This window comes from Hamadaea flava, assembly GCF_024172085.1.
GTDB classification, from domain to species: Bacteria; Actinomycetota; Actinomycetes; order Mycobacteriales; family Micromonosporaceae; genus Hamadaea; species Hamadaea flava.
In genome coordinates this window covers 5,834,398-5,848,745 of sequence record NZ_JAMZDZ010000001.1, presented here as the reverse complement: position 1 = coordinate 5,848,745, position 14,348 = coordinate 5,834,398, and the positions used below count along the sequence as shown (strand labels likewise).

At 67.1% G+C, this 14,348-nt stretch carries 16 protein-coding genes, 1 tRNA gene and 1 pseudogene; 9 read left to right on the top strand and 9 right to left on the bottom strand.

The genetic code is table 11. The features are described from left to right. Positions 1 to 176: 176 nt before the first annotated feature. A complete protein-coding gene (locus tag HDA40_RS27520; protein ID WP_253760701.1) occupies positions 177 to 1,403 on the top strand; it encodes an exonuclease domain-containing protein in 1,227 nt (408 codons plus the stop codon). 257 nt (positions 1,404 to 1,660) lie between these two features. Here the strand turns inward: HDA40_RS27520 and HDA40_RS27515 are convergent, their stop codons facing one another. Then, the gene (locus HDA40_RS27515; protein ID WP_253760700.1) at positions 1,661 to 2,194 is read right to left on the bottom strand and encodes a hypothetical protein; all 534 of its coding nucleotides are present in this window, start codon (positions 2,192 to 2,194) and stop codon (positions 1,661 to 1,663) included. Positions 2,195 to 2,560: 366 nt separating this feature from the next. On the opposite strand from HDA40_RS27515, the gene HDA40_RS27510 reads away from it, so the two are divergent. The 3 genes from HDA40_RS27510 (at position 2,561) to HDA40_RS27500 (ending at position 3,865) form a co-directional block, all read left to right on the top strand. Next, positions 2,561 to 2,636: transfer RNA gene (locus HDA40_RS27510), tRNA-Lys, on the top strand. A gap of 305 nt (positions 2,637 to 2,941) precedes the next feature. Beyond that, the gene (locus tag HDA40_RS27505; RefSeq protein ID WP_253760699.1) at positions 2,942 to 3,604 is read left to right on the top strand and encodes a hypothetical protein; all 663 of its coding nucleotides are present in this window, start codon (positions 2,942 to 2,944) and stop codon (positions 3,602 to 3,604) included. 9 nt (positions 3,605 to 3,613) lie between these two features. Next, positions 3,614 to 3,865, top strand: a complete 252-nt coding sequence (locus HDA40_RS27500; protein ID WP_253760698.1) for a hypothetical protein — start codon at positions 3,614 to 3,616, stop codon at positions 3,863 to 3,865. Between the two features lie 602 nt (positions 3,866 to 4,467). Here HDA40_RS27500 and HDA40_RS27495 read toward each other — a convergent pair. After that, complete coding sequence (locus HDA40_RS27495; protein ID WP_253760697.1) at positions 4,468 to 5,262, bottom strand: SDR family oxidoreductase; 795 nt, start codon at positions 5,260 to 5,262, stop codon at positions 4,468 to 4,470. Between the two features lie 67 nt (positions 5,263 to 5,329). On the opposite strand from HDA40_RS27495, the gene HDA40_RS27490 reads away from it, so the two are divergent. Continuing rightward, entirely contained in the window at positions 5,330 to 5,941 is a 612-nt protein-coding gene (locus HDA40_RS27490; RefSeq protein WP_253760696.1) for a TetR/AcrR family transcriptional regulator, read from the top strand. A gap of 52 nt (positions 5,942 to 5,993) precedes the next feature. After that, on the top strand, positions 5,994 to 6,821 hold the full coding sequence (locus HDA40_RS27485) for a PIG-L family deacetylase (RefSeq protein WP_253760695.1): 828 nt from the start codon (positions 5,994 to 5,996) through the stop codon (positions 6,819 to 6,821). A gap of 481 nt (positions 6,822 to 7,302) precedes the next feature. Here HDA40_RS27485 and HDA40_RS27480 read toward each other — a convergent pair whose 3' ends face one another. Then, positions 7,303 to 8,295, bottom strand: coding sequence for a GNAT family N-acetyltransferase (locus HDA40_RS27480; RefSeq protein WP_253760694.1), 993 nt, complete (start codon positions 8,293 to 8,295; stop codon positions 7,303 to 7,305). Positions 8,296 to 8,336: 41 nt separating this feature from the next. Next, positions 8,337 to 8,990: a hypothetical protein gene (locus HDA40_RS27475; protein WP_253760693.1), complete on the bottom strand. Its 654-nt coding sequence runs from the start codon at positions 8,988 to 8,990 to the stop codon at positions 8,337 to 8,339. Between the two features lie 176 nt (positions 8,991 to 9,166). Here HDA40_RS27475 and HDA40_RS27470 point away from each other — a divergent pair, with 176 nt between their 5' ends. After that, positions 9,167 to 9,640 carry a hypothetical protein gene (locus tag HDA40_RS27470; protein WP_253760692.1) on the top strand — a complete coding sequence of 158 codons (474 nt, stop codon included), beginning with the start codon at positions 9,167 to 9,169 and terminating at the stop codon, positions 9,638 to 9,640. A 55-nt stretch (positions 9,641 to 9,695) separates the two neighbouring features. Here the strand turns inward: HDA40_RS27470 and HDA40_RS27465 are convergent, their stop codons facing one another. Both HDA40_RS27465 and HDA40_RS27460 read right to left on the bottom strand, forming a co-directional pair. Further along, the gene (locus HDA40_RS27465; RefSeq protein WP_253760691.1) at positions 9,696 to 10,091 is read right to left on the bottom strand and encodes a cupin domain-containing protein; all 396 of its coding nucleotides are present in this window, start codon (positions 10,089 to 10,091) and stop codon (positions 9,696 to 9,698) included. A 51-nt stretch (positions 10,092 to 10,142) separates the two neighbouring features. Continuing rightward, positions 10,143 to 10,658, bottom strand: coding sequence for a GNAT family N-acetyltransferase (locus HDA40_RS27460; RefSeq protein WP_253760690.1), 516 nt, complete (start codon positions 10,656 to 10,658; stop codon positions 10,143 to 10,145). Positions 10,659 to 10,756: 98 nt separating this feature from the next. Here HDA40_RS27460 and HDA40_RS27455 point away from each other — a divergent pair, with 98 nt between their 5' ends. After that, positions 10,757 to 11,215, top strand: a complete 459-nt coding sequence (locus HDA40_RS27455; RefSeq protein WP_253760689.1) for a MarR family winged helix-turn-helix transcriptional regulator — start codon at positions 10,757 to 10,759, stop codon at positions 11,213 to 11,215. A gap of 18 nt (positions 11,216 to 11,233) precedes the next feature. Here HDA40_RS27455 and HDA40_RS27450 read toward each other — a convergent pair whose 3' ends face one another. From HDA40_RS27450 to HDA40_RS42590, 3 genes and pseudogenes are all read right to left on the bottom strand, one after another. Beyond that, positions 11,234 to 12,484, bottom strand: a complete 1,251-nt coding sequence (locus HDA40_RS27450; RefSeq protein WP_253760688.1) for an MFS transporter — start codon at positions 12,482 to 12,484, stop codon at positions 11,234 to 11,236. A gap of 69 nt (positions 12,485 to 12,553) precedes the next feature. Further along, positions 12,554 to 13,321, bottom strand: coding sequence for a GlxA family transcriptional regulator (locus HDA40_RS42595; RefSeq protein ID WP_372502982.1), 768 nt, complete (start codon positions 13,319 to 13,321; stop codon positions 12,554 to 12,556). Between the two features lie 65 nt (positions 13,322 to 13,386). After that, a pseudogene (locus tag HDA40_RS42590) lies at positions 13,387 to 13,533 on the bottom strand (hypothetical protein); the annotation flags it as partial. A gap of 334 nt (positions 13,534 to 13,867) precedes the next feature. Here HDA40_RS42590 and HDA40_RS27435 point away from each other — a divergent pair. Continuing rightward, positions 13,868 to 14,305 carry a SigE family RNA polymerase sigma factor gene (locus tag HDA40_RS27435; protein ID WP_253760687.1) on the top strand — a complete coding sequence of 146 codons (438 nt, stop codon included), beginning with the start codon at positions 13,868 to 13,870 and terminating at the stop codon, positions 14,303 to 14,305. The last annotated feature ends 43 nt before the right edge of the window (positions 14,306 to 14,348 follow it).

The window sequence follows — 14,348 nt, the reverse complement described above, 5'->3', positions numbered from 1 at the left end:
CCAGCAGTCTGCTCATCCGGACGACCTGCTCAACGGGCACGCGGATCTAGTCTCTTCTGGACACGGATGCTGATGGCGGGCCATGGCCAGGCTAGCGCGGGGTGGCCGATGCGGAGCATCGCGCGAGCCGCCGTGCGCGCGAAGGTCAGCGGCGAGGGATGTCACGAGGTGAGCCCATGTATGCGGTAGTGGATCTGGAGACCACCGGCCTGCGGCCGAGCTGGCACGACCGGGTGGTCGAGATCGCCATCGTGCACGTCGACGCGGCCGGCAACGCCGAACGCGAGTGGTGCAGTCTGGTCAACCCGGAGCGGGACCTGGGTCCGCAAGCCATCCACGGCATCACCGCCGGCGAGGCTCGCCGTGCGCCGACGTTTTCCCAGCTCGCCGGCTCCGTTGTGGAGCTTCTGCGGGGCCGGGTGGTGGTCGCGCACAACCTGCGGTTCGATGCCCAGTTCCTCAGCCATGAGTTCAACCGCCTCGGGTTCAACGTTCCGATCGGCTTCGACTACGGCCTATGCACGATGAGCCTAGCCGAGCGATACCTGCCAGCAGCCGGACGAAGCCTGCTCGACTGCTGCCACGTCGCCGGCATCGCCCATGACAACGCACATTCGGCACTGCACGACGCTCGCGCCGCCGCAACCCTGCTCGCCCGCTATCTGAGCGCGGCCGGACAACCAGCACCTTGGACGGGTCTGGTCACACAGGCGCCTGCGCAGGTCTGGCCGCCCATAACGTCCACTGCCGGGGTGCGCCCGGTGCCGCGTCAGCAGCCAGGCGAACCGGCGGAACACTTTCTGTCCCGGCTGGTCGCCCGGCTGCCGCGTCTACACAATCCGCAGGGTGACGCATACCTCGACGTCCTCGACCGGGCGCTGCTGGACCGACACATCTCGACCACCGAGGCCGACGCGCTCATCTTCGTCGCCGAGCAGCTCGACCTCGGCTACTACGAGGTCATCGCCCTACACGAGAACTATCTGCAGGCGCTCGCGTTCGCCGCCCTAGCCGACGGCGTCGTCACCGACGACGAGCACGACGACCTCGTCGCAGTTGCCAGCCTTCTCGGACTCGGCCCGGACCATCTCGACCAGGCCATCGACGCCGCCAGCCAGGCCACCCGTGACAACACACCCCAGCAGGCGCCCGCACAGGCTGGGCGGTTCACGTTGGCGCGTGGTGACACCGTGGTGTTCACCGGTCAGATGGACGAGCCCCGCGACGTCTGGGAAGCCCGCGCCCACGCGAAGGGACTGGTCGTCGCCGAGCGGGTCACCAAGCACACTCGGCTGCTGATCGCGGCTGACCCGGATTCCATGTCCGGCAAAGCGAAGCAGGCCGCCAAGTACGGAATCCCGATCATTCATCCTGATGCTTTCAACCAGCTCGCACCTGCCTAGCCGACGGCGGCCGTCCACTGCGACTCCTCAAGATCGGCCGTGGCGTTCAAAGGCTCAACTGCTAAGCGCCAACCGCAGGGTACGGTCCCTAAGGATGTCCGGCATATCGGCGAGAGAGCCCCTGGGGACCTAATCGGGTCCCCGCGTCATCCGGTGCACACCGCATCGAGCCCGACGCCATCTTCGGCGCCCACGGCTCGCTAGCCGTCTTCGAACGGGCTGCGGACCTTGTCGTACACAGGTAAGAACTCGGTCGTTCAGGGATGTCCAAGATAAGGCTCGACCAACTCAGGTATCTCGTAGTCAGGAAAGGTTCCGGCGCGTCGCACAGCCTGGACGACCTCCGGACGAAGAAGGTGTACGACGCCGTAGTTCGTGCCAGCGTAAAGCAGGTGCACCCGGGTCGAAGCGCCACTTCGTTCGAGGAAATGGTTGACGACTCCGAGAGGCTGCAACGTCGCCGGTAGAGGATCACTGACCGTATCGGTGACGCGGCAACCGATTCCATTGATGATCAGAAGTACGTCTCCGCGATCGTGCACCGTGGCTACCTCCAACTGAACGCCGTGGCGTTCAAGAATCGGCGCTAGCTCGTCCAGCACTTGTTCCCCACGGCCTTCCGCCATGACGTCCGCATCGACGAAGACCCAGTCGATCAACGTCTTGATGTTGAACGGGTAGCCGCCTTCAGCAACAGCAGAATGGGCGCCTCGTCGCTGGTGCACGGGCAGGTGACTCCAGAGTCCGAGTTCGTCGAGTTCATCGGCAAGCCGACCGCTATGCGATCCCATGACGGGCAGTATGCCGCGCCCTCTCCGCCGGTACGCGACACTGGAATGGGGCTCTCCGCGCCCACCGACCAACTACCTGTATCCCCAGGCCGCGACGTACACCGGGTTGTGGATCACTTGTTATGGACCACCCGGACCGTACCGCAGACACCGCGACCGGTGTGCTCGCCGTGTGCTCGTATGCGGTGTACGGGGAAGGTACGCGCTGGCACGAGGTGACAGGAGCACCAAATCGGCCATCTCAACCCTCAGCTAACGTCAGGGCGTCGCGTACCTCGATCCGGTGATGAAACAGCAGGTCAAAGCTCCTCTGTTGACATTGGAGTGCGACCGTCGTAGAGTCTCAAACAGCGGCTCTTGACAGCCGCGCGGCGAAGCATGGGCTAATCTACGCGGACTCTTAATCCGCGGGTTCGGGGTTCGAGTCCCTGGCGGCGCACCAAAGATTGAGCCGGTCGATTTCGACCGGCTCTTCCGCTATTCGGGCAATCATCGACGCCGGCTACCTGTACCGATCATGATCAGGGTCATTCCACGTCGCCATAGCGTGCCGTAGCGACACGTAATTGCCCCTGATCATGACGCATCAACAGATACCTGGCGCGCGCCAGACTGCGCATACGACACTGGCGCCTGTCAATATCGATGACGACAACTTTCCGACACCTGGGCTCGAGCTGATTGATCTATCGTTATGCATCAGTATGATCAAACGAAAGGGGGCCTATGGGACCCACATCGTCAGCGATGTCCCGAAGAACGGTCATCAGCGCGGCCGCCGCAGGTTCGGTCCTCGCGCTGGGCACGCCGGCGGTTGCCGCTACAGGCGCTGACGTCCGAACAGCCGCAGCACTCGTCGATCGGGACCAGCTCGGCAAGGCCATCACCACTTCACCGGAGGGGCGTCGCGTCACCTTGCAGTACGCGCCGGACTTCCACGAGCGGCTCAGCGAATGGCTGCGATTCTGGTGGGCCAACGCACCCACCGGCTGGATCGCACCGTTCCAGGTGCAATCGGCGGGGACCACGCCAGATGGCGAGGCGTTCTTGCTGACCGGTATCGCGTACACGCGCGCCGATCGCCGTCACGACGGCTTCGTCGCCCGCGAGCGCGATGCCCGCTACTGGGCCACGGTCGCCAGCCTCTACCACCACTTCTCCTCGGTGACGCTGGCCGACACGCACATTCGGGTCGGCGACGGGCATGCCGGATTCTCCGGATCACCCGCGCAGGTCGGATTCGTGCGGACCGCGCTCGCCACCGTGTGGCAAGACGCGTCTTCGGACTGGGAGAAGGCGGCGGGCCGGGCTATCCGCTGGTCCGGCCGCGAGGGCAGCATCACCAGCCGCGCCGGCTGGGCGAATTTCACCCGCGCCACGCTTCGGCGCGGCCTCGGAACAGAACTGTGAGGAGTACGCATGGCACGTAGCGAATTCCGCTTCGCCGTCGACGGGGTCGAACTGGACGAGGCCGCCAAGTCCCATATCTCCGCCGAGATTCAGCGGGCCGGCCTGGCCGCGTTGCAGGACGTCGCCCGCCTGACGAATCCTGTCATGGTGGGACACAGCAACATCAAGCTGCGTCCGGAGTGGTGGGGCCTGGTGGTAATTCACGGTCCCTTCGCCGACGAGATCGGCCAAAAGATCAACGACATCGGCTTCTACCAGTAGGCGGGTGCCGAGATGACGGGTGACGTGGAGCGGATGTGCCCGAGTACTTCGGTCGAGAACTCCACCGTATTCCTCGGGATGATCACACCGGCGCGGACAGTGGCGTACGTGACTCCTCAGGTGCCGCTTGACGCGATCCGGGAGAGCCTGGACGAGTCGCAGGGGCCTTTGGAGCGCAATTACCGGTTCGCGGGTCCCTGCGTCACCACCGGTTGCGGCTTCTGGACGGGGGAACACTGTGGACTCGCAGCCAAGGCGGTGGAGTCATATCAGAGCACCGGAGCGCCACAGCTCGACCTGCCGAAGTGTGCGATTCGCCGCTCCTGCCGATGGTTCGCCGAGCAAGGTCCAGCCGCGTGCTCACCGTGCTCCTATGTGGTCACGGACAGTGTTTCCTGAGGCTGGACGTCCCGTAGCTGCTTGATGGTGGGCGAACCCGCAGAACGACGGCCCTCGCGGTCGCGGCGACCCCTCGTGCTGCGGTGTGGACTCACTGGAAACCGAAGCGGTGCTGGGACCGTGATCGCACACGTGCCCAGCACCGCTGAGCGCCCCGGTGGTCCCGAATCAGCCTGGCGCAGCGCGCTCCAGGCAGGAGCGGTTCACAGCCCGGCGCCTCCCGTGGCGTCGACGACCCGGCCTGTCACCCAGCGCGCATCGTTGGACGCGAGGAAGGCCACGATGTCGGCCACGTCTTCCGGTTGCCCGACCCGGCCTAGCGCAGCCAAGGATGCCGCGTACGCCTCGGCCTGCGGGTTGCCACGGAGCCAGCCCGCATTGGTGTCCGTATCGACGATTCCGGGGGCCACCGAGTTGACCGTGATGCCCCGCGGGCCCAGTTCCTTGGCGAGATTGAGGGTGAAGGTGTCCAGGGCTCCCTTGGTTGCGCCGTAGGCGATGATCTCTGGCATGGCCAGGCTGGCCGCGCCGCTGGAGATGTTGATGATCCGGCCGCCGTCCCGCAGACGGGACAGCCCTTGCTGCACGATGAAGAACGGCGCACGCACGTTCACGGCGAAGACTTCGTCGAACCCGTCCTCGGTCAACGAGGTCAGCGCCGCGCTGCGTCCGATGGCGGCGTTGTTGACGATGATGTCGAGCTTCCCGTCAGGCACGTGGTCCTTGCCCCCGGCGTCGAACGCGGCCCACAAGCGGGTCGCATCGCCGTGCCGTCCTAGTTCCGCGCACACCGCAAAGGCCAGCCCGCCGTCTTTGTGGATTCGCTCGACGGTGTCGTTCGCCGCCGCCTCGTCGCGGGCGTAGGCGACGCCAACGGTGGCGCCGTCCTTGGCGAGTCGTTCGGCGATGGCTCGGCCGATGCCTCGGCTGCCGCCGGTGACCAGCGCAATCTTGCCCTCAAGTGGTCCTGTTTCCATGGCAGTCGCCCGCCTCCCCATTTCTTGAGCGTTGACTCAAGAAAGAAACCTAGCACAAATTCTTGAGCGCTCGCTCTAGAATCGAGGCATGAGTGCACCAGGCGTGAAGCGTGGACGACCGTTGTCGTTCGACCGCACGACTGCCCTGACAGCCGCCACCTTGCTGTTCTGGGAGCACGGCTACGAGGCCACCTCCATCGGCGAGCTGACCCACGCGATGGGCATCAAGCCCGGCAGCCTCTATGCGGCGTTCGGGGACAAGAAGTCCCTGTTCAAAGAGGTCGTCCGCAGCTACGGACGCTCCCCCGTCGGTGCGTTCGTCGGCGCCGCCCTGGAAGCGGAGCCCACAGCCCGTGACGCGTTCCGCCGCATCCTTCGCGAGGCGGCGGTCGTCTACCCCGACCCGTCCCACCCGGCCGGCTGTCTGACCATCAGCGCCACCACCAACGTCACCGTCCAGGACGCCGACGTCGCGGAATTCCTGCGCGACCTGCGCAACGCGAACCTGGAAGCCTTCGAGACACGCCTGAAGACCGCGCAGCGGCAGGGAGAGCTGTCCGCCGCGGCCAACCCGCACGCGCTGGCCGCGTACTTCGCCGCCGTCATCCAGGGCATGTCACAGCGCGCCCGCGACGGCGCGACGATCACAGAGCTCTCCGAAACGGCAGAACTGGCGCTGGCCGCCTGGCCCCAAGACTGAGCGCCTCGAAAACGGCTCAGGTCTGTCGGAGGCGCGACGTAGGGTCGGGAGCGTGCTTACCTTCATGGCGGTTCACGCCCATCCCGATGACGAGGCCAGTTCCACCGGCGGCGTACTCGCGCGCTATGCCGCTGAAGGCATCCGAACAGTTGTCGTAACCTGCACCGACGGCCGGTGTGGTGACGGACCCGACGGGGTCAAACCCGGTGATGCCGGGCATGACCCGGAGGCGGTCGCGACCCTCCGGCGGGCCGAGTTGGAGGCTGCGGCCAAGGTACTCGGGGTTGATCATCTGGAGCTGCTCGGCTATCCCGATTCGGGGATGATGGGCTGGGCGACCAACGACGCGCCCGGCTCGTTCTGGACTGTGCCGGTCGAGACGGCTGCCGCTCGGCTGGCCGAGCTGATCCGGCGGTACGAGCCGGATGTGATCGTCACGTACGACGAGCGTGGCGGCTATGGTCACCCGGACCACATTCAGACGCACCGGATCACGATGGCGGCGCTGGAGCAGGCACCGGTGGCGAAGGTCTACTGGTCGGCGATCCCGCGGTCGTGGATGGCGGGGTTCCAGGAGCGGATGGCCGGGCTCGGTGTCGAGTGGGACGAGCAGCCCACTCGCGACGACGAGCAGGAGATCGACTGGTCGGAGATGGGTACGCCGGACGACCAGGTCACCTCCTGGGTGGATACCAAGGCGTACGGGTCGGAGAAGTTCGACGCGCTCGCCGCGCATGCCAGTCAGGGGGAGAACATCTTCTTCCTGCGTATGGGCAAGGAGAAGTTCACCGAGTTGATGGGCATGGAGACGTTCATCCGGGTGCACGACACCACCGGCGTACCGACTCCCGAGGACGACCTGTTCGCCGGCCTTCGATGAGCACCGGGCGGCGGGGCGTTCCGAAGAGGGCGTCCTTTGGGATGGTCAGCTGATCCGGGTGATCGAGCCCCAGCCGCTGTCGCCGACCTGGGTTCGGGGGCCGTCGGTGGGGGTCCCGGAGCTGTCGTCGCCGGCGTAGAACTGGAGCGTCCCGTCGCCTGCCGTCGCCCAGAGGTCGATCGTCCCGTTGCCGTCGGCGTCGCCGGCGGCGATCAGCGGGCGATTGGTGGGCGTCCAGCCGCGCGTACCGAAGACGGTGCGCGCGGCGAACGTCGCGTCGGCCTGGCCTCGGTATAGGTCTTCGGCGAGCAGGCTCAGTTGACTGCCGGCTTCTCCGTCTCTTGCAGCAGGGCGACGTTCGCGTCGTGCTGCGCGATGACGTAGACGATGGCTTGCGCCTTGTGCTCAGAGCATGGCGAGTGAACGCACGACCGCTGGAGCGAACCGGCGACGACTGCGCAAAGACATGATCATCTGTCCACTATGGTCGGCTCAGGTCGGCTTCGAGCACATGCATCGCTTCCACCGGGCGGAATCCGAAACGGGCGTTGATGGCACGCATCGCGGTGTTGCTGTCGGCGGTCCACGAGTGCAGATGCCGCACGGTCGGATGCTGTGCGGCGAGCTGTCGCATGTTCGTGGCCTTGGCCAGGGTGCCGAGCCGATGGCCGCGATGCGCGCGAAGCACGAAGGTGTCGTCTTGCTGGGCGTGAACGCCGTCGGCGTTGACGTAGATCCGCGTGTATCCGACCGGGGCGCCGGCCGGGTCGAGCACCAGCGTGGTCACCAGTCCCCAGCCGCGCGCGGCGGTCGCGGCATCACCGCTGAGGACCCGGTCCGCGTCGAAGGTCGGCGGCTCGTGATCGCGCTCGCCTGCCGGCACGTCGCGCTCCATCTGCGTACGCATCTGGGCGAAGACGTCCGCGCGGGCCGCAGTGACCGGGCCGGTCCAGGACTCGACCGTGTAGCCGGTCGTCGCGGATCTGGACAGTACCGCGAGGCCGGCCTCGTCGAACGGCAGATCCAGCAGGTAGCGCTGCTCGGACAAGACGCTGGTGAAGCCGCGCGCGAGAGCGAACCGGCCGCCGGGATGCGAATCGAGCGTGTACGCGCGGGGCACGTTGAGTTCGGTCGAGCAGCGGGTCCGCCCGTCGTCGGCGGCCACGCCGATCGCCGTGTCGAACAGCGCGCCGCCGACGCCGCGGTTGCGGTACGCCGGAGGCACGTTGAGTTCGATCTCCGCCAGGTGCATGTTGGGCGGTTTTTCCAGGTGGAGCAGGGCGGCACCGAGACACGTGTCCCCCGCCCAAGCGCCGTACGCGTGCCGCGTTTCGTTGTCGCGCAAGGGTCCGAGCACCGATTCGGCGGCGAAGAAGGTCGGCGCTTCGCGGTCGGCGACGCCACCGGAGCGGAACGCCTCGTACCAGCCGGCGGCGGCGGTCGCGTCGTGCGGATCGAGCCGACGGATCTCCATCGGCGCATGCTGGCCCGAGGAGGCAAGCCGAGGCAATCGATTTATTCCGGGCCCGCCGTGCCGGGGAATCGCGCCATGGTCGTCCCGGTCGGCATGGCTCCCATGATGAAGGTGTGCACGGCCGGGCCGACGGAGACCGTCGCGAACGACGCTTGGGCGGGCACGTCCTCCGGAATGGCGACGTCGTGGCGACCGGCCGATAGTCGCGTGTCGACGAGCACCCGTGAGGTGCTCCTCGGTTCCGGTGGCGTGAACGAGGTGTGCCACCAGGCGACCACAGTCACCTGTCGAGGCGCGGCGAGCGAGACGTCGAGCGTACGCGTCCCGGCGTCGAACGTGACCGAGCTGGCCGGTTCGTCGGTGGTGTCGGCGACGGCGGCCTCGACCTGCATGGCCACCAGCCCGGGTATTCCCGCGTAGCCCTGGACGAAGGTCACGGCCGCGTTCCGGTTCGTGATCTGTTCGCGGAGGTACGCCTTGGTGTCTGGCGGCACCATTCCGCCGAAGACGACGACGTCGAGCCGGCTGACGTCGAACAGGTCGAGGACGCGGTCGAACTCGTTGGTCGCACCGGCTGCGTGCCCGTTGGTTCGCAGGATCGCCACCAGGTCGGTCAGCACGTTCTCGCTTCGCCCGATCGCCAGTACGCGGACGACGGGGTCCGCGTCGGCGGCTTCGATGGGCACAGTGAGCATGTCGGCTCCTTCTCGGACTGAGCAATCAATGTTGGCAGCACCAACATACTGCATGTTGGTGATGCCAACAAGCGTCACGCCCGACCAGCAGAGTCAACGAGGCGACTCTTGATCAACGGAACGACCTCCGTCATGATCAGTACCCGCTCATTGTCTCTCCACAAAGGTGGGTGCGCATGAAACTCCCGTTCGGACGGTCCGCCCGCAGAGTGTCGACCCTCGCCGCCGCGAGCATCGGCACAGTCCTGCTGCTGTCCAACCCCGCGTTCGCGTCGTACAACGACGGGTTCGCCGCGACCACCGCCAACGCATGCGGGTCGGCCATCTTCGTCGACTACGGCGAGGGTGCCGCCGGCGGCGGTAACAACGACGACTACGTCCAGATCCGCGACAACTGTTCCGACAGCCACGGGATCCGGGCGTGGGCCTGGGTCACCGAGCACACCTCGGCCGGCGACCTGACCTACAGCCTCGGGTCGAAATACAACGGCAACGGCGTCGCGGGCGCCGACGTCATCTGGGACCCGTTCATCGACGGCAACGTGCGGGCGGGCGACACCGTGAAGCTGAAGGTCTGCCTGGTCGACGGCAGCGGCGACACCACCGGCTCGTCCTGCGGCACGGCCACCCACACCAGCGTGGACGGCTGACCACCATCGCGAACCGTCCCCGAGCCCGCCGCATCGGCAGGTTCGGGGACGGAAGTCAGGTCAGCTGGTGACCAGTGGTGCTGTCGACGTGCTCCGGAATCTCGCCCTCGTGGCGGTCGCCGGTCGTCGCGGTCCCGGACGGTTCGAACATGAGGATCGCCCCGCCCGGCGACGACGGCTTGTGCTCGACGCCCCTCGGCACGACGAAGGTGTCACCTGTGCGCAGCACCACCGTGGTCTCGTTGCCGTCGACGTCACGGATCGCGACGTCGAACCGGCCGTCGAGGACGAGGAAGAACTCGTCGGTGTCGTCGTGGACATGCCAGACGTGTTCACCCTCGGTATGCGCGATCCGTACGTCGTAGTCGTTCACCCGGGCCACGATCCGGGGACTGTAGACGTCGTCGAAGGTAGCCAGGGCTTCGGTCAAATTGACAGGCGCGGTCTGCATGGAAGCGATTCTGGACCGCCGACGGCGAAGGCTTCTTGTACGTTCCTGACCTTATTCCGCGAGCCCTTGACGGAATCCTTCGTAGCCGAGAATGAACAGTCGCTTGGCCGGGTCGAGGTTGTAGGGAACCACCATGCCCGTGTCGGTGAACCCGATGCGCCGGTAGAACGCCTGTGCACGCTGGTTGTCCTCGTGTACGCCCAAGGTGAGCCGGGCGGCGTCGGTGTTCTCCGCCGCCCAGGTGATCGCGGAATCCATCAGCCGGGCGGCCAGCTTGGCCGCACCACCGCGATGAGCTGAGGTCACGTAGACGCTGTGGACGCAGACCGTACCGGGAAACCTCTCCAGCGGAGCGATCCCGGCCATCCCCACCCAACCGCCGTCCTCGACGGTGGCGACGAACGTCGCGTGCTCTTCTGCCTGCTGTCGCCAGTCCTCGTCGGCGAGCGCCGCGGCGTCGGCGTACCGGATGCCGAAGGCGGTCGGCTCCTTCGACAGCGCCTCCAGCCGAAGCGCCCGCAACTGCCGCCACTCCCCTGGCTCGATCCTGCGAATCGCGTACGCCATAAAGCACCCCTCAGCATGATCACCCGAAGCCACCGTACGCCTGAAGCCGCACGGTCGACGCAGATGTTGGTGACACCAACAAGTGCTACGCTGCGTTCGTGCACGACCAGGTAGTGCCGTCAGCGACTGTCCCGTCCCGAATCCGTGATCGGGTGACCTGGCTGATCAGCCGGAATTACGAGCGTTCCCGGGGCCTGCTGAACGACGGCTTCGCGGCGGACGGCGCCGGGCTTCGCAGCTACCACTACCGCCTGCTCGCCGCGTTGGAGGAATGGGGGCCAGTCGGTCAGGCCGATCTCGGGCGGGCGACCGGCGTCGACCGCAGCGACGTCGTCGCCGTGCTGGGCGACCTGGAGCAACTCGGGCTGGTCGAGCGCACGGTCAACCCGAGCAACCGGCGACGCAACATCGTCTCGATCACAGCCGCCGGTGACGCCCGGCTCCGCGAACTCGACCACGTCATCGACGAAGTCCAAGAACGGGTGCTTGCACCGCTGTCGGCGGACGAACGTAGCCAGCTGATGCGGCTCTTGCGAAAGCTCACCGACGCCGGCTGACCGCCGCCGCGGTGCCCATCAACGGTTCGCGAATGCGGCGATGCCGATGGTGCCGTCGGGGAAACGCTGGACCGAACGGACCCCCGGCAGCAAGTTCAGCAGCAGGCACGGAGTGCCGATGAGCACCGCTGCGACCAGCAGGGTCGTACGCATACCGAGCAGTTCGGCGACTGGCGCCGCAGCGGCGTAGCCGGCGGGCATGGCGAGCATCGAGATCATCCAGTCCAGCGAGCTGACCCTGGCCAGCAACTCCTCGGGGAACAACTGCTGCTGTGTGGTCGCCAGAACCTCGTTGACCAGCGACGTCATCGCGAAGGCCACTGCCACGGCGATCGCGATGGCGTAGACCGGGGCGGGCCGAGCCAGCAGGGCCAGCGGGCCGGCACCGAGCACGGCGACCGCGTTCGCGGTGACGAGTGGACGACGGGGCCGGTAGTGCAAGGCTGCCAGCCCGCCGACGATCGAGCCGACCGAGCCGGTGACCATGATCGCGCTCCAGGCGGTGGCTCCGCCGTTGCCGTCCTGCATCACGACCGGGCCCAGGACGAAGAAGAACGCGATCGCGAAGTTCCACACACCCCAGGTGAGCAGGTTGGCCAGGTACCAGCGGCGCTGGGCCACCGCCCGCCAGCCGTCGCGCAGATCTGCCAGGAAGTTCTGTCGCTCGGAGCGCTGCGGCTGCCGGTGCGGGCGCATCCGGGCGAGCAGCACGAAGCTCAGCAGGAAGCTGACGGCGTTGACGAGGATCGCCGTGCCGGGGCTGGAGATCGCCAACAACAGGGCGGCAAGCGCCGGGCCGACCACCTTGGTGGTGCTGTCCGTCAGACCCAGCAGGGCATTCGCCGGTTGCAGTTGCTCCGCGCGGACCACTTCGGGGATGACGGCCCGGGACGCCGGGGTGAAGAATGCGGAAGCCATCCCGGCGATCGTGTAGGTGACGGCGAACTGCCACACCGCCACGTACTGCAGGAAGGTCAGCACGGCGAGCAGGCCGTAACAGATGGCTTGGATGGCGTCGGTCGCCATCAGCACGAGCTTGCGGGACAGCCGGTCGGCCCAGACTCCGCCCACCGGCAGCATCGCCACCTGGCCGACGGCTTGGCAGGTCAGCACGAGGCCGACGTCGAGGGCGCTGCCACCGGAGCGAAGGATGGCGAAGACCACGGTCACCGGGATCATCGCGTTGCCCAGCGCGGAGACGCCGCGCGCGGTCCACAGCAGCCGATACGGGCGCTCGCGCAGCGTACTCAATGATTGCGGAAAGACCATCGACGGAACCTTTTCTGGGCAGGGGGAAGCGCGGTCTCGCGCGACGCGCGGACCGGCGAGGGAAGAGGGTCAGGCGGTCAGGCGGAATCGTCGGCGGTAGGCCGCCGGCGTCGTGCCGATCTGCTTGCGCAGGGCGCGATGGAGGGTTTCCACCGAGCCGAGCCCGCATGCGGTGGCGACCTGCGCCAAGGGCTGGTCGGTGCTCTCGAGGAGGCGGCGGGCCGCTTCCACCCGGACGGCCTCGACATAGGCGCCCGGCGTGGTCCCGGTCTCGCGGCGGAAGACCCGCGCGAAGTGGCGCTCGCTCAGGCACATCCGGGCCGCGAGGGTGGTGGCGGACAGGTCGCCGTCCAAGTGGTCGACGATGAACATCCGCAGCTCGTCGATGTCGCGGCGGGTCCCGGGCGGTCGGCTCAGCGGAACCGAGAACTGGCTCTGGCCGCCCTGCCGCTTGAGATACATGACCAACTGCCGGGCCACCGTCAGGGCGACCCCCTCCCCCAGATCCTCGGCGACCAGCGCCAGCGCGAGATCCATGCAGGCGCTGATCCCGGCGCCGGTCCAGACGCTGCCACAGCGGACGAAGATCGGGTCGGGGTCCACGGTGATCTCAGGGTGGTCGGCCGCCAGCTGCGCCGCCGTCGACCAGTGCGCGGTCGCGGTCTTGCCGTCCAACAGTCCGGCCGCGGCGAGCAGGTGCGCGCCGACGCATACCGACACGACGCGTCGAGCCTGCGGCGCGACGCGAGCGATCCACGCGACCACGTCCGCGTCCACCCGCGCCGTCGATCCACTGGCGGCCGCGTCGATCGCCCCGGGGACCAGCAACGTGTCCACCCGTCGATCTCGTCGAACGACAGGTCCGCGACCAGCTTCAGGCCCGCCGACGTCCGCACTTCACCACGGGTACGCCCCACGAGGTCGACCTGATAGCCGGCCGCGTCTCCGCGCTCCTGGTTGGCCAGCGCGAAGACCTCGGCCGGGCCGGTGACGTCGAGCAGGTCGACGCCCGGGAACACCGGGATGACGACGCGGCGGGTGCTGGGCATGAACCCATCCTGACCTGGTGACTCGGCTGGCGGCAATGACGGTGTTCTGCAAGATCCGGACATCACAGTCGGGTGGACGGCTCTGGGCTGTCGCTGCCTTTCGGCTGAGACGTTCATGACCGAACTGTCCAACTCCATCAGGAACTGACCCGAAGCGAGCGTCAGCAGCACGAGGCGAGCCGATGCTCCATTCGGGGAAGCCGCCCCCTCCAGGGGCGAGTTATCCCAGATTGCAGAGTCCGCCCGGACGCCCTTTCGCCGCGCGTCTTCCGCTCGCTCGATGCAACCTGAATCCGCGTCGATTCCGTCGTTCGTTCGACGATGGGGAGGCTGAGTGAACAAGTCCGACGAGATCGAGTTCCGCGCCTTCGTGCGGGCCCGGATGGACCGGTGGCGGCGTGCGGCGTACCTGCTCTGTCACGACTGGCATCTCGCCGACGACCTCACGGCGGTCGTGATCGGCAAGCTCTACCAGAACTGGCGGCGGGTGGCCGCGGCCAACAACCCCGACGCGTACGCGCAGCGCATGCTCACGCATTCCTGGCTCGACGAGCGGCGGCGGCCCTGGCGGCGAGAACATCCGACCGATTCGCCACCCGAACCGAGTGGCGCGTACGCCGAACCGGCCGACTCCGGCGACGTCATCGAACTGCTCGCAGGGCTGGCGCCGAAGCAGCGCGCCGTGATCGTCCTGCGCTTCTACTTCGGCCAGTCGGTCGAGGAGACCGCGGAGCTGCTCGGGATCTCCGCGGGAACTCCCAAGGGTCGATAACAGCTAAGCTGGTCCCTAACAGGTAGAGACCGATGGGCTGGTG